Raw genomic sequence first — 17,496 nt, 5'->3', positions numbered from 1 at the left:
ACAAGCAGGCCGGGATGATGTTTCAGGGCTCCAACCAGGTCGCCGCGAACTACGCCCCCGCGAACCTCGCCGACCTGGACTTCTTCCCCTACCCGCCGCTCGGTCCGGGCGCCCCGGTCTGGTGGAGGTCGCGGCGCTCTCGGGGGTGTCGATCAAGACCGCCTCGAGAGCGCTGAACGGCGAGAGCCACGTCGCACGCGAGACCCGCGAGCGGGTGCTGCGGGCCGCCGGCGAGCTTGGGGTACCGGCGCTCGTGCTCGTCGACGCCCGGGTCCGCTCGGAGCTCCGCGACGACCTCACCCTCGCCGGCGTCCACCCCGTCATCGCCCACGGCCGGCGGCTGAGCCCCACCTGATCCCCGCCGCGGCGACGCGCATCACCCGGTCCTCTCCGGGTACCCGGAGAGGATGACCCAGGGCTCCACGACGGCGTCGCTCGGCGCGCAGCGCTTCGTCTCGCTCACCACGTTCAGGAAGGACGGCACCCCGGTCGCCACGCCCGTGTGGATCACCCCGGACGGCGACGCCCTCGTCGTGACCACCCTCGCCGCCAGCTACAAGGTCAAGCGCCTTCGCCGCGACCCCCGCGTGCGGCTGGTCCCCTGCACCCGCACCGGCAAGGTCCACGCCGGCACCCCGCCGGTCGAGGGCACCGCCGAGATCGTCACCGACCCGCGCGAGATCGCCCGCATGACGGGCCTGGTCCGGCGCAAGTACGGCCTCGAGTACCGCCTGGTGATGCTCGTCGAACGGCTCGCCACCCTCGGCCGGCGGGACCGGGTCATGCTGCGGATCACCCCGCAGGGCTGATGCGGCTCAGCTCTGCCGGCCCCGCACGGCTCAGTTCAGCTCTTCGGCCAGCGCCAGGATGATGCCGCCCGGCCCGCGGAGGTAGCACAGCAGGTAGGCGTCCTCGAAGCGCGTCACCTCGCCGACGAGCTCCGCGCCGTGCGGGCGGAGGCGGGCGAGGGTGTCCTCGATGTCGTCGACGGCGTACATGACGCGGTGCAGGCCCAGCGTGTTCGACGGGGTGACCGCCGGCTCGGGGGTGATCGACTTCGGACTGTGGTACGTCGCCAGCTCGAGCCGGCCCGGGGCGCCCGGGACCCGCATCATCGCGATCTCGCTCCGCATGCCGTCGAGCCCGACGACCTTCCCCGCCCAGCTGCCTTCGATCGGCGTCCTCCCCTCCAGCTCCATGCCGAGCTCCGTGAAGAACGCGACGGCGGCGTCGAGGTCGTCGACGACGATGCCGACGTTGTCCATGCGCTTGATCGTCATGTCGCCGAGCATATGGGCAACGACGGTGGCTCGCTCAGGCGAGGCGGGTCGTGACGGCGGTGGCCATCGCCTGCTCGCCGGCGGCGTTGGGGTGAAACGGGGCGGCGGCGTTCTCCGGGACGACCCCCTCCACCCAGCGGACGCTCTTGGAGCGGCAGACGTCGTGGCCGACCGACGGGCTGTAGGTGTCGGCGTATTCGGCGCCGTTCGACGCGGCGGTCTGGGCGAGCATCGCGTTGAGCGACTTCGCCACCGTGCGCAGGTACGGCACGTCACCGAACGCGAACGGCACCGCCGGCCAGCAGCCGTAGCCGCGGTCGGGCACGATCGCAGGGTAGCCGACGACGACGATGCGGGCGGCGGGCGCGGCGGCGCGCACGGCCTGGATGACGGCCGTGACCTTCGGGGCCGTGGCGGCGATCCGGGCCTGGAGCTGGTCGGTGCCGCCGGCGGTGTACCGGTCGCGGCAGGGCGTGCCGAAGGGGTCGCCGACGCCGTCCTGGGCGCACGCCGTCACGATGCCGGTGAAGCCGATGTCGTTGCCACCGATGCCGATCGTGACCAGCGCCGTCGCGGCGGTGACGGCCGAGATCTGGGCGGGGACGGGCAGGCCCAGGGTGCCCTTGCCGGGGTTGAGGATGTCGGCGGTGGTGGCGCCGCCGCAGCTGGCGTCGACGAGGGCGGCCGAGCCGATCGCGCGGGCGACCAGGGACGGGTAGTTGCGGTTGGAGCGGACGCAGTTGAGGTCGACCTGGTCCGGGATCAGCGGTCCGGAGGTGTACGAGTCCCCGAGCGCCACGTACCGCCCGGTGGGCGCGGCGGCGTGGGCGGGGCCCGGGGTGCTCAGCACCAACCCGGATGTCAGCAGCGCGGTGGCGAGCAGGGCCAGTCTCATGGCGGTCCCCCTGGCGGAAGGGATGGCGCGGGGACCGAATTCTGCCAGCGACAACGACATCGGTCAATGGTTGGCGCTGATTGTGAGAACGTTTTCAGGCGCCCGGCCGGCACGGGCCGGTCGACTGGCGGATGATCAGCCGCGACGGCACCGTGCCACGGATCGGCGCGGTGCCGTCGAGCACCCGCAGGAGCAGGTCGACGCCGGCCCGGCCGAGCGACTCCTTCGGCTGCGCGAGCGTGGTCAGCTCAGCCGGTGGCCGCCAGGTACGCGTGCACCGCCGAGACCACCACCGAGCCCTCGCCGACGGCGGAGGCGACCCGCTTGACCGACCCGGCCCGGACGTCGCCGACGGCGAACAGCCCCGGCACCGAGGTCTCGAACGCGCCGCGGGTCACCACGAACCCCTTCTCGTCCAGCTCGACGCCCACGTCGTGCAGCCACGCGGTGCGCGGCAGCGCCCCGATCATCAGGAACAGCCCGCCGGCCGCCACCTCGACCTCCCGCCCAGTCCCGTCCCGCCACGTGAGGTGGGTGAGCCGGTCGCCGCCGCGCGCGCCGGTCAGCTCCGCCCGCGGGTGGACGGTGATCCGCTCGTGGTGCAGGAGCCGCTGCGCGAGGTAGTCCGACATCGTCTCGGTCAGGTCGTCGCGGCGGATGAGGACGTGCACGTGGCCGGCCTGCCGGGCGAGGAACAGCGCGGCCTGGCCGGCCGAGTTGGCGCCCCCGACCACCACGACGTCGCGGCCCAGGCAGGCGCGCGCGTCGATCTCCGTGGCCGCGTACGAGACGCCGCGCCCCTCGAGGTCGCCGACACCGGGGACGGTCAGCCGCCGGTACCGGACACCGCTGGCGATCACCACGGCGCGGGCGGCCACGTCGGTGTCGTCGTCGAGCCTGACCCGGAACCCGTCGGCGTCACGGGTCAGGCCGGTGACGGATCGGGGCGAGACGAGCCGCGCCCCGAACTTGACGGCCTGGAGCATCGCCGAACGGGCCAGCTCGCCGCCGGCGATCCCGCGCGGGAAGCCCAGGTAGTTCTCGATCCGCGACGAGGTGCCGGCCTGTCCGCCGGGGGCGACGTCCTCGACGACCACGACGTCGAGGCCCTCGGAGGCGCCGTAGACGGCGGCGGCCAGACCGGCCGGCCCGGCGCCGACGACCAGCAGGTCGCACCGCGCCCCCTCGGGCAGCCCGCACAGGTCGAGCCCGACGGCCGTGGCCAGGTCGCGAGGGCTCGGGTCGGTCAGGACCCGCCCCTCCCCGGTCACCACCGCCGCTCCCTGCGCCGGCAGCGCGCACGCCGCCGCGACCTCTTCCCAGGCGGATGAGTCGGAGCGCAGCACGACCCGGAACGGGACGTGGTTGCGCGCGGCGAACTCCCGCAGCCGGCGCAGGTGGTGGTCGTCGTCGCCGGCCAGGACGAGGCCGCCCTCGCCCCAGCGGCTCAGCATGCGCCGCCGGGCGTCGAACGCGGAGATCAGCAGGTCGCCCAGGTCCACGGTGGTCGCGATCAGCCGGCGCAGCTCCTCGACGGGCACCCGCAGCAGCGTGGTGCCGGGCATCGCCACCCCGGCGAGGAACGCCGGCTGCCCCATGAGCATGCCGAGCTCACCGACGAAGTCGCCGGGCTCCACGACGACCACGACCCGGTCGTCGCGGCGGTCCACCAGGCACAGCCCGCCGGTCTCCACGACGTACAGGTCGTAGGGCTCGCCGCCCTCCCACAGCACCTCGCCGGGCGACGGGCGGACCACCTCCCCGGCCGCCTCCAGCAGGGCGCGGTCCTCCTCCCCGAACGCCGGCCACGCCTGGGCCTCGTCCGGCGCGCCGGCACGCCGCGACGAGTACCGCGTCCGCGCGTCGGGAACTGGGACCGAGCTCATGTGCATGCCTCCTGGTAGCGGGCGGACGTCGCAGCAAGATACCGGAGTGCGAGGATGGCGGGTGATGGAGTCGTACGTCGAGCACCCGCCGGTGGCCGCGTTGGCGGATGTCGTGCGCACGGTGTGGGTCCAGCGGACCGGCGACGTCGCGTACGCGCAGCGGCACCTGCCGGCCGGCGGGGTCGAGCTGCACTTCCCGATCGGCGGCCGCCCGCACCTGCTCGGCCCGCTCACCGGTCCGCAGGTCGAGGTGATCCCGGCGCGGACCACGGTGGTGGGTGTGCGGTTCCTGCCCGGGACCCCGCCGCCCCTGCCGGTGGCGCTCGACGAGCTGCTCGATCAGCGGCCGGGCCTGGCGGACCTGTGGTGCGGGACCGCCGACCGGCTCGCGGAGGCGATGGCCGGCGCCCGGACGCCCGAGCGGGCGCTCGCGCTGCTGCAGCGGCACCTCCTGCGTGAGTTCCACGGTGATGCGGGCGTGGATCCGCTGGTCCGGGAGGCCGTGCGGGCGCTGATGCCGTGGTCGCCGGTCACCGTCGACGCCGTCGCCGGCCACCTGACGCTGTCGGTGAGCCAGCTGCGCCGCCGCTGCCTGCGGGCGGTCGGGTTGCGCCCGAAGGTCCTGCAGCGCACGCTGCGGTTCCAGGGGTTCCTGGCGCTGGCCCAGTCGGGCGCGGCCGGCGTCGCGGGCCTCGCGGCCGACCTCGGCTACGCCGACCAGGCGCATCTGAGCCGGGAGTGCCTGCGGCTGACCGGCCTGACCCCGCGCGACCTGCTCGGCGGCGAGGTCGACCGCTGTTGCTGCGGCCACGACCACACCGCGTCCTACGAGCCGTTCCTCCGAGGCCGTGCGCGATTCGTTCAAGACCCGGCCGGCGCCCGCGGGATCTGATCAAGCCATGATCCTCGTCACCGGCGGGCTCGGCATGATCGGCGCGCACACCGCCCGCGCGCTCGCCGACCTCGGGCACCAGGTCGTCGTCACCGCGCACCAGCGGGCGGAGGTGCCGTCGTTCCTGGCCGGCCGGGTCACCGTGGAGGCCCTCGACGTCACCGACCGCGGCGCGTTCCTCGCCCTCGCGGACCGCCACGAGATCAGCGACATCGTCCACCTCGCCGGCTCCATCCCCGGCGACGATCCGGTGGCGTACTTCCGCACAGACATGGCCGGGCTGCTCAACGCCCTCGACGCGGCCCGCACGTGGGCGGTGCGCAGGTTCGCCGTCGCGAGCAGCATCGGCGTGTACATCGGCCGGCCCGAGATCCCGTGGCACGAGGAGCTGCCGCTGCCGGCCGCGCACCTGCCGCACCTGATCGTCGCGTTCAAGAAGGCCGTCGAGCCGCTCGTCACGCACGCCCTGCAGGGCACCGGCGTCCAGCCCGTGCTGCTGCGGATCGGCAGCACGTGGGGGCCGCTCATGGACCCGGAGTCGCCGTTCAACCCGATCCCGCCGTACGTCAGCGCCGTGCTGCGCGGCGAGGAGCCGCCGCCGCTGCATGCCGACGACGGCGGCGACACCTGCTACGCGCCGGACGCGGGCCGCGCGATCGCCCTGCTCATGACCGCCCCGAGCCTGCGGCACGACACGTACAACGTGTCCAGCGGCCGCCCGTTCACCTACCGGGAGGTCGCGGACGCGCTCGAGGCGCAGGTGCGGCCCGGGGGTGGCGGCGCCCACCCGTACCTCGACATCAGCCGCCTCACCGAGGACACCGGCTTCAAGCCCGAGTTCGACATCGCCGCCGCGGTCGCCGACTACGTCGCCTGGCGATCCGCCAACTCCCGCTGAAGCAGCGCGTCCTGCACCTCGTCGAGCGTGTCGGGGATCTCCGCGCCCGCGGACACGTCGGGCAGGTCGTCCTCCATCCGGCGCAGCGGCCGGTACGCCAGCCCGAGCGCGCCCCACCCGACGAGGAGCACCCCGCACGCGACGAGGACGAGCCCGGCGCCCCGGTCGGCGCCGACGCCCACCACCTCGCCGACGGTCCCGGCGAGCGCGCCGCCGGGGCGCAGCAGCGGCGTGACGAGGGACGTGAGCGGCGGCGCGGTTAGGAACGCGAGCGGGGTCATCGCGACCGCCAGCATCTGGTTGGTGGCGAGGACCCGGCCCTGCAGCTCGAGGCCGACCTTGACCTGGATGATGGCGAGCCAGTGCGCGTTGAGCACGGTCAGGGAGGCGTACCAGACGAGGCTCCCGGCGGCGGCGACCGCGATCGACGGCCGCAGTCCGACGAGCGCCGCGCCGAGGCCCACGCCGATGACGAAGCCGACCATGCCGGTGGCGCGGCGTTCGGCGCCGCCCCACAGCACCATGGCGAGCGCGCCGAGGCCCGCGCCGATGCCGCTGCACGTGGTGACGACGCTGACGGCGGTGGTGCCGCCGAAGCCGTACACGGTGGGGACGGTGACGGCGAGGGCGAGCATGGCCAGGTAGTTCTCGACGACGAAGAACCCGATCATGATCATGAGTGGGCGCCGCCGGACGAGGAACCGCCAGCCGCCGGCGATGGCGCGGGCGAAGGTCTCCTCCTGCCGGCGGAACAGCCGGTCGGGCAGCCGCACGACGAGCAGGGTGCCGACGCCGACGAGCAGCGACACCACGTCGACGGCGACGACCCACGGCATGCCGAGCGCGGTGATCAGCGCGCCGCCGGCGAGGGGCGCGATGAGCATGCCGATGCCGGGCCCGAGGTTGGCGAGGGCGTTGGCCTGCCCGAGGTACGGCTTCGGCACGAGCTGCGCGACCGCCGCCAGGTACGCGGGCCGGTGGAACGCGGTGATCGCGGACAGCAGCCCGGCCAGGAGCCCGACGGTCCAGATCTCCAGCGTGCCCAGGGCGAGGAGGGTCACGACGGCCGTCATGACCGCGGCGCCGGCACCGTTGCAGGCGAGCATGACGCGCCGCCGGTCGAGCCGGTCGGCGACGGCGCCGCCGAGGGGCAGCAGCAGGATCGAGGGCAGCAACGCCAGCATCGTGACGAGCGCGTAGTCGGCGACCCGCCCGTGCTGCTGGTAGGCCCACACGCCGAGGGCGAACGAGCTGAGCGCCGCGCCGATCAGCGACGCGGTCTGCCCGGCCGCCATGAGGTAGAAGTCGCGCAGGTCGCGGCGGGCCCGGCCGCCGGTGACCGCGGTGCTGACCGGCTCCGGTGGCCGCCCCTCCCGCCAGTCCCGGGCGGCGTCGGCGATGCGGCCGGCGGCCGGCGCGGCCTGGTGCTTGAGGAAGTAGTGCCCGGCCCGGGGCAGGACGGCGAGGGCGACCCGGTCGGCGAACGCGCCCCACTCGGTGTAGCGCTCCTCGTACAGCTCGGTGGAGCGGTCCCGGGCGCCGATGAGGCACAGGACGGGCGCGCGGAGCCGGCGCCGGTCGGGGCGGGTCAGCTCGCGGGTGAACCAGGTCTGCGCCTCGTCGACGTCGTGCCGCAGCCCGCGCAGGATCGTTCCGGTGTCCAGTTCGGCGTCGTCGTCGTCGAGGCCGCCGAGGGTCCGCAGGAAGTCCCGGTACGCCCGGTCCGACGTCCACCAGGTGGCGGGGATCCGCCGGTGCAGCCACGCGGTGACCCGGCCGGGCAGCCGCGCGGCGGGGAAGCTGCCGCCGACGACGAGCCCCACGACGTCCCGGCCCTCGGCCTCCAGGCGCAGCGCCAGCTCGGTGGCGGCCGCGGAGCCGACGCAGTGCCCGTACACGAGCACCGGCCCGGGCGGCAGGTCCGCGACGATCCGGTCGATGAGCGCGGACATCGGCAGCGGCGGCTCGTCGGGCCGCGCCGGGTCGTGCCCGGGTAACTCGACGGCGAGGACGGCCGCGCCGGGGATCCGCTGCGCCAGCTCCGTCGCCAGGGGGCCGTACGCGGCGGCGGAGCCACCCCCGTACGGGACGCACACGACGGTGAGCGTGCCGGTCGCGGGCCCGGCCAGGCGGTGCAGCAGCCCCGACGATCCGGTGTCACCGTCGAGGTACGCGGCGAGCTCACGCACGGTGGGGTGCGTGAAGAGGTCGATGACGCGCAGCCGCGGGTCGATGGCGCGGATCGCGCGGACGGCCTTGAACGAGTCGCCGCCGAGGGCGAAGAAGTCGTCGTCGAGCCCGGGGTCGGCGTCGTCGAGCACCTGCGCCCAGGCCGCCGCGACCCGCACCTGCGTCGGTGTCGACGGCGCGACGCGGGTGGCCGCCGCCGGTGCCGCGGGCGCGGGCAGCGCGGCGCGGTCGAGCTTGCCGGTGCGGGTCAGCGGCAGCCGGTCGAGCGCGACGAACGCCGACGGCACCATGTAGTCGGGCAGCCGGTCCCGCAGCGCGGCCCGGATCTCCCCGGCGTCGGCGGTCGCGGGCGTGATCCAGGCGGCGAGCCGCCGCGTGTGCGCCTCGCCGACGGGCAGCACGACCACCTCGCCGACGCCGGGGACGGCGCGGACGGCGGCGGCGACCTCGTTGAGCTCGACCCGGAAGCCGCGGATCTTCACCTGGTCGTCGACGCGGCCGAGGATGTGCACGAGGCCGTGCGCGTCGACTCGGACGCGGTCGCCGGAGCGGTACCGCCCGCCGGTGAACCGGTCGTCGCGCCCGTGCAGGTAGCCGCGGGCGACGCCCGGCCCGCCGATGCGCAGCTCCCCCGGCACGCCCGCGGGCACGGGCCGGCCGGCCGGGTCGGTGACGACGCACTCCACGTTCGGGAACGGGCGGCCGATCGGGACGATGCCGTGGCGGCGCTCGGCGGGGATCTCGCGCACGTCGCAGCCGAGCACCGACACCGTGGTCTCGGTCGGGCCGTAGTGGACCTGGACGCCGAGGTCGGGGCGGACCCGCTCGATGCGCTCGATCAGCTCCCACGGGCACGGTTCGCCGGCCAGGACGAGCTGAGCGCGGGGCAGGAGGGCGGCGAGGTCGCCGTGGGCGGCGAGCAGCTCCAGGTGGCTGGGGACGAGCTTGATCGCGTCGACCGGGTGCGCGGCGAGGTAGGCGGCGAACGCCTCCGGGTCGGTGGCGGTCTCCCGGTCGACGAGGTGCACGACGCCGCCGGTGGTCAGCGCCCCGAACAGGTTCGTCATGCCGAGGTCGGCGGCGTGGGTGGAGACGAGCGCGTAGGACGCGTGCCGCCCGATGCGGTCGGCGACGGCGTGCAGGTAGTGCGCGATGTGCCGGTGCTCGACGGCGACGCCCTTGGGTTTCCCGGTCGAGCCCGACGTGAAGATGACGTACGCGAGGTGGTCCATCGGCACCGGCACGGCCGGCGCGGGGTCACCCGCGAGGTCCGCGACGACGAGCGCCCGGCGGTCCGCGACCCGGCCGGCGAAGGCCGCCTCGGTGAGCACGAACCGCGCCCCGGCCGCGTCGAGGATGTCCGCCACCCGACCGTCCGGGTAGCCGGGGTCGATCGGGAGGTAGGCGGCGCCGGCCTTCAGCGCGCCGAGCATCGCGACGGGCAGGCTGACGCCGCGCTCGGTCAGGACGGCGACGGGTTCCTGCGGCCGCACCCCGCCGGCGAGCAGCCGCGCCGCGACGATGCCCGCGCGACGGTCCAGCTCGGCGTAGGTCAGGCTGCCGTCGGCGGCGACGACCGCGGTCGCGTCGGGCGTGAGCGCCGCGTGGCGCGCGATCAGTTGATCGAGTGGCTGTTCCGTCGTGTACGACACGCGGCGCCCGGCCGGTCCCGACAGCGCGCCCGGCTCCAGCGGTTGCCGTCCGACCGGCACGTCGGGAGTGGCGGTCAGCCCGTCCAGCAGCGCCAGGAACCATCCGGCGAGACGCCGCGCGGTGTCGTCGTCGAACAGTTCGGCGCGGTGGACGAGCGAGCCGCGGTAGCCGTCGGCGGTGCGGGACAGCGCGAGGTTGAGGTCGTACTTCGTGGTGCGGATCGGCAGCTCGACGACGTGCGCGTCGAGGCCCGGGAAGCGCATCGGGACGGGCGGCTGCTCCAGGACGTTCAGCAGCACCTGGAAGATCGGGGTGGTGGCGAGGTTCCGCTCGGGCTGGAGCCGGTCGACGATCCGCTCGAACGGGGTCTCGGCATGGGCGAGCGCGTCGATCGCGGTCTCCCGCGCGCGGGCGAGCAACTGCCGGCCGGTCGGGTCGCCGGAGCAGTCGGTGCGCAGCACCAGCGTGCCGATGAAACACCCGATCATCGTCTCGACGTCCGGGTGGTGCCGGCCCGCGGCGGGGACGCCGACGGCGACGTCGTCGGTGCCGCAGACCCGGGCGAGCAGCGCCTGCCAGGCGGCGAGCAGCACCATGAACGGGGTCGCGCCGCCGGCCGCGGCGAGGCCGTCGATGCGGGCGGTGAGCGCGGCGGGCACCGCCACGGGCACCTGCCCGGCCTCGGCGCCGGCGACGGGCGGGCGGGGCCGGTCGGCGGGCAGGTTCAGCACCGGCGCGAGGCCCCGCAACCGCTCGACCCACCAGTCGAGGTCCACTGTGGACGGCTCCCGGCCGCCCTGCCAGCGGGCGTAGTCGGCGTACTGGACCGCGGGCGCGGCCGGGACGGGCCGGCCCGTCACCCTGGCCGCGTAGAGGTCGGCGAGCTCGCGCAGGGCCAGGTCGACGGACCACGCGTCGAACGCGATGTGGTGCACGACCAGCAGCAGCAGGTGCTCGTCCGGGCCGGTGCGGCTGATGAGCGCCCGCATCGGTGGCTCCTCGGCGAACCGGAACGTCCGGTCCCGGCACGCGTCGAGCGTGCCCGCCGTTTCGACGGGCACGTCACCGGCGGCGCCGACGACCGCGGTGGGGGTGCCGTCCTGCTCCACGAACCGGCTGCGCAGCACGTGGTGCCGTGCCGCCAGGTCGCGGACCGCGGCGGTCAGGGCGGCCACGTCGAGCTCGCCGGTCAGCCGTACCGTGGCCGTGACGTGATAGGCGGCGCTGTCGGGCTCCAGCTGGTGCATGAACCACAGCCGCGCCTGTGCCGGGGACAGCGGCGCGGGAACGCCGGGATCGGTGGTGGGGATCCTGATGGCGGCGCGGCTCGTCGCCGCGCGGGCCGCCGCCAGGCGCTGCCGGATGAGCGAGCGCTGGTTGTCGGTGACCGTCACGCCTGCGTCACCTCGGCCAGCAGCAGCGACTCGAGGGCCACGGCGAAGCCTTCGAGGACGGGCTGCTCGAACAGCAGCCGCACCGGCACCGGCAGGTCGAGCGCGTCGCGGAGCCGGCCGACGACGAGCGTCGCGGACAGGGAGTGCCCGCCGAGTGCGAAGAAGTTGTCGTGCACCGACAGGTCGTCGCGGTGCAGCACCGCGCCCCACACGTCGGCGACGAGGTGCTCGGCGTCGCTGCGCGGCGCGACCCGCTCGCGGACCTCGTCGTGCGGCTCGGGCAGGGCGCCGCGGTCGACCTTGCCGGAGCCGTTGACCGGCAGGGACGGCAGCGTCATCCAGCGGCGCGGCACCATGTACTCGGGCAGCGTCGCCCGTAACAGCGTTTCGAGGCCGGGCGGGTCGACCACCGACCCGGGTCCCGGCACGACGTAGCCGACGAGGTGCGGGTCGGCGCCACCGGCGACGGTCACGACGGCCTCGGCGACGCCGGGCGCGGCCCGCAGCCGCACCTCGATCTCGCCGAGCTCGATGCGGTGCCCGCGGACCTTCACCTGGTGGTCGCGGCGGCCGAGGAAGTCGAGGAGCCCGTCGGTGCGCCAGCGCACCAGGTCACCGGTGCGGTAGCAGCGCTCGCCCGGCCGTACCGGGTCGGCGACGAACGCGGCCTCGGTCAGGTCCGGCCGGCCATGGTAGCCGCGCGCCACACCGGCCCCGCCGATCCACAGCTCGCCCACGGTCCCGGGCAGCGCGAGCCGCCCGGCCGCGTCCATCACGTACACCCACTCCCCCGCCATCGGGGTGCCGATCGGCACGGTGTCGCCGACGGGGGCGGTGACCCGGTGCATGGTGGACGTCACGGCGGTCTCGGTGGGGCCGTAGCCGTTCCAGAACTCGCCGAGCCGGTCCGTCAGCTCCCGCGCGAGGACGGGGTCGACGGCCTCGCCGATGGCGACGGCCCGCACCCGCGGTGCCCGCCAGTCCGCGGCGACGAGCATCCGGAACGTGGTCGGCGTCGCCGTCATCACGGTCACCCCCGCCTCGGTGATCCGCCGCGCCACCTGGTGCCCGTCGACGGCGACGCCGCGTTCGAGCAGCGCGAGGCGCAGGCCGTGGCCGAGGGCGACCCACAGTTCGAGGCCGGCGACGTCGAAGGAGAGCGCGGTCAGGCCGAGCATCACGTCATCGTGGGTGACCGGCATCAGCTCGCACTGCGCGGCGACGAACGCGGCGAGGCTGCCGTGGGTCAGCTCCACGCCCTTGGGGCGGCCCGTCGAGCCGCTGGTGTAGATGATGTACGCGAGGTCGCCCGGCCCGACCGGCGGCAGCTCGCCCGGCTCCGTCGCGAGGGCCGCGGCGAGGTCGACGACGGCGGCTCCGGTGCCTTCGGCGATCCGGCGCGCCACGTCGAGCGTCCCGGCGGCGGCGAGGACGACGCCGGCGCCCGAGTCGGTGAGCTGGTAGCGCAGCCGCTCGACCGGATGGTCGGGTTCGAGCGGCACGTACGGTGACCCGGCCAGCCACCCGCCGACGAGCGCGGCCGGCAGGTGGCGGTCGCGGGGAAGGCAGATCCCGACCGGTCCGGAGCCCCCGGAACCTTGGCGCCGCAGGGCCGTCGCGATCCGCTTCGCGGCGGTGGCCAGGTCACCGTAGGTCAGGGTGCCGTCGCCGCCGTCGACAGCGACCGTGTCCGGGCGGGTCGCGGCCTGGGCGAGCACCGCGTCCAGGACGGTCGCGGGCGCACCGGCGGGCAGATCGGGCCCGGTGCCCTGGGCGAGCAGCGCGGCCCGCTCGGCGTCGTCGAGCAGGTCGAGCCGGGACAGCGGGCGGTCCGGGTCTGCCAGCATGCCGTCGAGCAGCGCCAGGAGCCAGCGCGCCCACCGCTGGACGGTGGCCTGGTCGAACACGTCCTTGCGGTAGCTGATGAAGCCGTCGTACCCGCCGTCGCGGCCCGTCAGCGACAGGCTCACGTCGAACTTGTTGGAGTCCAGCGGGGAGGCGAGGCGCTGCGCCCGTACCGACGGCAGGACGGGGTCCCGCTGCGGTGTCTCCAGCAGGAACAGCATCGACTGGAAGATGGGCGTGGTGGCGGTGGAGCGCTCGGGCGCGACCGCCTCGACGACCCGCTCGAAGGGCGCCTCGGCGTGCGCGAACGCCTCCAGGGTGGTCTCGCGGACCCGGTCGAGCAGCTGCCGGCCGGTCGGGTCGCCGGCCAGGTCGGTGCGCATGACGAGGGTGTTGATGAAGCATCCGGCGACGCCTTCGGTCGCGCGGTGGTGCCGCCCGGACTCGGGCACGCCGACGGCGACGTCGTCGCTGCCGCAGAGCCGGCCGAGCAGTGCCTGCCACGCGCCGAGCAGCACCATGAACGGGGTCGCCTGCCCGTCGCGGGCGGCCGCGCGGATCCGTGCGGCGAGCGCCGGCGGCACGGTGAGCGGCACGTAGCCGCCGGTCCAGTCGGCGACCGCCGGGTAGGGCCGGTCCACCGGGAACGGGAGGGCCGGGGCGAGCCCGGCGAGGCGCTGCACCCACCACCCGACGTGGTCGTCGGCGGGGCGGGCCGCCAGCCATTCGGTGACGTCGGCGTACTGCAGGCGCGGGGGCGCCGGCGGAGTGGTGCCGTGCAGGCGGGCGGCGTAGAGGGCGCCGAGCTCGTCCAGCATCAGGTCCTGCGACCAGGCGTCGGTGGCGATGTGGTGCACGGTCAGCAGCAGGACGTGGTGCTCCGGGGCGAGGCGGAACAGCGCGGCCCGCATCGGTGGCTCCTGGTCGAGCTGGAACGGGCGGCTGACCTCGAGCCGCAGCGACTCGGCGAGCGCGGCCTCGGTCGCGTCCACGATGGACAGTTCGATCCGGTCGGCGGGCACGGCGACCGCGACCAGGTCGGCCGGCACCACGACGCTGCGCAGGACCTCGTGCCGGGCGGCGACCTCACGCAGCGCGGCCAGCAGGGCGTCGGCGTCGAGCGGGCCGGTCAGCCGCAGCACCGCCGGCACGTGGTAGATCGACGTGTTGTGCTCGAACTGGGCGTTGAACCACAGCCGGCGCTGCGACGGCGACAGCGGCTGCGGCGCGTCCGGGTCGGCCCGGCGCGGGATCTCCGGCTCGGACCCGGCCGCGGCGTCCGCGGCGGCGGCCCGCGCGGCCGCGACCCGCCGCTCCATGAGGGCGCGCAGCGTGTCCTGCTCAGACAAGGTCATAGTCATTCCCCCGAATTTCGTCCATGACAAGGCGCTCCAGCCGCTCGGCGAAGTCCGTGAGCACCGGATGGTCGAACAGCAGCCGCACCGGCACCGCGCAGCCGAGCGTGTCGCGCAGCCGGCCGGCGACGCGGGTCGCGGCGAGCGAGTGCCCGCCGAGGCCGAAGAAGCTGTCGTCGGCGCCGATCCGGTCCGTGGCGAGGACCTGCGTCCACACGTCGGCGACGAGCTGCTCCATCATCGACTCGGCGGGCCGGTGCGGCCGGGTGTCGTCCGGGTCGGGCAGCGCGGCCAGGTCGACCTTGCCGCTGGGCAGCGCCGGCAGCGCGTCGAGCACCACCCACCGGTGCGGCACCAGGTGCTCCGGGAGCCGGCGCCGCAGCTCTCCGGCGGCCTGCTCGCCGGTGACGGTGCCGGTGAGGTAGCCGACCAGGTGCGCCTCGGCGCCCGTGCCCCGCACGGTGACCACGGCGTGCGTGACGCCGGGGTGGTCGCGCAGCGCCGCCTCGATCTCGCCGAGCTCCACGCGGTGCCCGCGGACCTTCAGCTGATGGTCCCGCCGGCCGCGGAACTCCAGGTCCCCGCCGGGTCGCCACAGGACCAGGTCGCCCGTGCGGTAGCAGCGGCCGCCGGGCACGAACGGGTCGGGCACGAACGCGGCGGCGGTCAGCTCCGGCCGGCGGTGGTAGCCGAGCGCGGGACCGCCGCCGCCGATCCACAGCTCGCCGGCGACACCGGGCGGCGCCAGCCGGTGCAGCGGGTCCATCACGTACAGGCGCTCGCCGCGCATCGGGTGCCCGATCGGCACGGTGTCGCCGACCGAGGTCACGCGGTGCACGGCCGAGAGGACCGTGCCCTCGGTCGGGCCGTAGACGTTCCACAGCTGCGCGACCCGGGGCAGCAGGTCGCGGGCCAGCGCGGGGTCGAGGGCCTCGCCGCCGGCCCACACCCGCAGGTCCGGCGCGCCCGTCCAGCGCGCGGCGAGCAGCGTGCGGAGCATCGTCGGTGGCACGTTCATCAGGTTGATCCGGTGCTCGGCGATCCGCTCGCCGAGCCGGTGCCCGTCGACGGCGCTGTCGCGCTCCACGACGACGCAGGTGCCGCCCGCGGCGAGCGTGGCCCAGATCTCCGCGCAGGAGGTGTCGAAGCTGACCGTGGCGACGGCGAGCATCCTGTCGCCCGGCCCGATGCCGGGCTCGAGCCGCAGCGCCTCGGTGAGCGACGCCAGCCCGCCCTGCGCGACCGCCACCCCCTTCGGGGTCCCGGTCGAGCCGGACGTGTACAGCAGGTAGGCCGGGTCGTCCGGGGTGACGGGCGGCAGCGGTACATCGGCGGCGGGCGGAACCTGGTCGAGGTCGAGCACGCGGGTGCCGGTCACCGTCCCGGCCACCGAGGCGGTCGCGGTGCGGCACACCACGGTCCGGACCCCGCCGTCGGCGGCGAGCCAGGCGAGGCGCTCCGCCGGCAGGTCCGGCTCCAGCGGCAGGTAGGCGGCGCCGGCCCGCCAGACCCCCAGCAGCGTCGCCGGCAACCGGTGGTCGCGCGGCAGGCACACGCCGACGACCCCGCCGTGCCCGCGCAGCAGCGACGCGATTTCGGCCGACGCGTCCCACAGCTGCCGGAAGGTCAGCTCGCCGTCCGCGCCGGCGACGGCGACATCGCCGGGGCGCTGCCGGACCTGCCGGGCGATCGCGTCGACCACGGTCGCGGGCGCGTCCGCGGGCAGCGGCGGGCCGGCCGACCGGCCCAGCAGGTCCGCCGCCTCGGCCGCCGTGACGAGCGGGACTTGGGTCAGCGGTCGGTCGGGGTCGGCGGCCAGCTCCGCGAGCACCAGCAGCAGCCGGTCGGCGAACGCGGCCGCCGCCGCCCGGTCGGTCAGGTCGAGGTCGTGCTCCACCTGCAGCTCGGCGCCGGCGGCGGTCTCGTTGACGAAGACGGTGAGCGGGTTCTGCGCGCCGCCGCAGCTCAGCTCGCCGAGCAGCTCGAGGCGGACCCCGCCCCGCTCGACCCGCACCGGCAGGCCGGCCGGCTGCGCCGACAGCACCACCGGGGTGATCATCGCGCCGCGCGGCTGGGTGCCGACGGCCTCGAACAGGTCCTCGGTGGACGGCCGGGGCCGGTCGAGCGCGCGGGCGGTCGTCGCCGAGGCCGCGGCGATCGTGTCGCGGACGGTGGCGGCGGCGTCGAGGCGGAGGCGGACCGGCAGGACGTCGACGAGCGGGCCGATGACGCCGTCGAGCTCGGGTCCGGCGCGACGGGCGACGACCGCGCCGACGAGCACGTCCGCCCGTGCGGTGAGGCCGGCGAGGAGCAGGCCGAGGGCGGTCAGCCAGCCGGCGAACGGTGCGGCGCCGCTCGCCGCGCACACCTCGGCCAGCCCGGCGACGACGTCCGGCGGCACGGGCCGGGTGAGCCGCTCGCCCCGGAACCCGCCGCTGCCGGTGAACAGCTCGCTCGGCGGCGACGCGCCCGCCAGTTCCTCCCGCCACGGGTTCCCCGCGGCGTCCGACTGTTTGCCGGGGGCCGTGTCCATCAGCGCGACGTCGCCCAGCTGCACCGGTGGCGGGGCGACGCTGCCGGGCGCGGCCAGGTCCGTGGCGAGCTCGGTGAGGAACGTGCCGGTCGACCAGCCGTCGAACGCCACGTGGTCGCTGACGACGACCAGCTCCGACTCCTCCGCGGCAAGCAGGATCAGGTCGACCCGCAGCAGCGGCTCGGTCCCGGACAGGTCGAAGGCGTGGCGTGCGGCCGCGGCGGCGATCTCGTCGGACCGTGCCCGCCGCGCCGCCGGGGACTGGTCGCGCAGGTCGTGTTCGGCCAGCGGCACCGCCGTGCCGACGCCGACAACGATTACCGCAGCGCCATCACGGTCGACGATCCGGCTGCGCAGGACCTCGTGCCGGGCGACCAGCGCCGCGAGCGCCGACCTGACCGCCGCCGGCTCGACCGGGCCGGTCAGCCGGGCGCGGAACGCGACCGTCGTCACGGACGGCACGGGGCTGATCTGCCGCAGCGTCCACAGCTCGCGCTGGGTCGGGGTGAGTGGATACTCCGCCCGCCCCTCGTGCCGGACCGGCGCCGCCGCGGGTCTCCGGCCGCCATTGACCAGGGCCGCGAGGGCGGCGACGGTCGGCTCTGCGAGGAAGTCGGCCAGGGCGACCGTGGTGCCGAACTCGCGGCCGGCGAGGGCGCAGACGCGGGCGGCGGC

General features: G+C 75.6%; 11 protein-coding genes. 4 read left to right on the top strand and 7 right to left on the bottom strand.

Annotated features, from left to right (window positions below):
* Window positions 1-121: 121 nt before the first annotated feature.
* Together AB0I21_RS55465 and AB0I21_RS55460 are read left to right on the top strand one after the other, a co-directional pair.
* Window positions 122-355 carry a LacI family DNA-binding transcriptional regulator gene (locus tag AB0I21_RS55465; protein ID WP_360573827.1) on the top strand — a complete coding sequence of 78 codons (234 nt, stop codon included), beginning with the start codon at window positions 122-124 and terminating at the stop codon, window positions 353-355.
* Between the two features lie 52 nt (window positions 356-407).
* Window positions 408-809 carry a PPOX class F420-dependent oxidoreductase gene (locus tag AB0I21_RS55460; protein WP_360573825.1) on the top strand — a complete coding sequence of 134 codons (402 nt, stop codon included), beginning with the start codon at window positions 408-410 and terminating at the stop codon, window positions 807-809.
* 30 nt (window positions 810-839) lie between these two features.
* On the opposite strand, the gene AB0I21_RS55455 is transcribed toward AB0I21_RS55460, so the two are convergent.
* The 4 genes from AB0I21_RS55455 to AB0I21_RS55440 form a co-directional block, all read right to left on the bottom strand.
* Window positions 840-1,280, bottom strand: coding sequence for a VOC family protein (locus AB0I21_RS55455; protein ID WP_360573823.1), 441 nt, complete (start codon window positions 1,278-1,280; stop codon window positions 840-842).
* A 34-nt stretch (window positions 1,281-1,314) separates the two neighbouring features.
* Window positions 1,315-2,175 carry an SGNH/GDSL hydrolase family protein gene (locus tag AB0I21_RS55450; protein WP_360573821.1) on the bottom strand — a complete coding sequence of 287 codons (861 nt, stop codon included), beginning with the start codon at window positions 2,173-2,175 and terminating at the stop codon, window positions 1,315-1,317.
* A 94-nt stretch (window positions 2,176-2,269) separates the two neighbouring features.
* Window positions 2,270-2,422, bottom strand: a complete 153-nt coding sequence (locus AB0I21_RS55445) for a hypothetical protein (protein WP_360573830.1) — start codon at window positions 2,420-2,422, stop codon at window positions 2,270-2,272.
* A gap of 1 nt (window position 2,423) precedes the next feature.
* A complete protein-coding gene (locus tag AB0I21_RS55440) occupies window positions 2,424-4,061 on the bottom strand; it encodes an FAD-dependent oxidoreductase (RefSeq protein WP_360573819.1) in 1,638 nt (545 codons plus the stop codon).
* 64 nt (window positions 4,062-4,125) lie between these two features.
* Here AB0I21_RS55440 and AB0I21_RS55435 point away from each other — a divergent pair, with 64 nt between their 5' ends.
* Both AB0I21_RS55435 and AB0I21_RS55430 read left to right on the top strand, forming a co-directional pair.
* A complete protein-coding gene (locus AB0I21_RS55435; RefSeq protein WP_360573828.1) occupies window positions 4,126-4,953 on the top strand; it encodes a helix-turn-helix domain-containing protein in 828 nt (275 codons plus the stop codon).
* 7 nt (window positions 4,954-4,960) lie between these two features.
* Window positions 4,961-5,851, top strand: coding sequence for an NAD(P)-dependent oxidoreductase (locus AB0I21_RS55430; protein ID WP_360573817.1), 891 nt, complete (start codon window positions 4,961-4,963; stop codon window positions 5,849-5,851).
* On the opposite strand, the gene AB0I21_RS55425 is transcribed toward AB0I21_RS55430, so the two are convergent.
* From AB0I21_RS55425 to AB0I21_RS55415, 3 genes are all read right to left on the bottom strand, one after another.
* On the bottom strand, window positions 5,818-11,088 hold the full coding sequence (locus AB0I21_RS55425; protein ID WP_360573815.1) for an amino acid adenylation domain-containing protein: 5,271 nt from the start codon (window positions 11,086-11,088) through the stop codon (window positions 5,818-5,820). The genes AB0I21_RS55430 and AB0I21_RS55425 overlap by 34 nt on opposite strands.
* Window positions 11,085-14,288 (bottom strand): amino acid adenylation domain-containing protein, encoded by a 3,204-nt coding sequence (locus AB0I21_RS55420; RefSeq protein WP_360573813.1) that lies wholly within the window; start codon window positions 14,286-14,288, stop codon window positions 11,085-11,087. The genes AB0I21_RS55425 and AB0I21_RS55420 overlap by 4 nt, the downstream gene beginning before the upstream one ends.
* A partial coding sequence (locus tag AB0I21_RS55415) for an amino acid adenylation domain-containing protein (protein WP_360573812.1) occupies window positions 14,275-17,496 on the bottom strand: 3,222 nt, incomplete at its 5' end. The genes AB0I21_RS55420 and AB0I21_RS55415, both read right to left, overlap by 14 nt.

Origin of the sequence: Dactylosporangium sp. NPDC050588, from assembly GCF_040654975.1 — a bacterium.
In the GTDB taxonomy this organism is placed as follows: Bacteria; Actinomycetota; Actinomycetes; order Mycobacteriales; family Micromonosporaceae; genus Dactylosporangium; species Dactylosporangium maewongense.
Note: the sequence above shows the minus strand (reverse complement) of the source record. Positions and strands in the feature narration are given on the sequence as shown.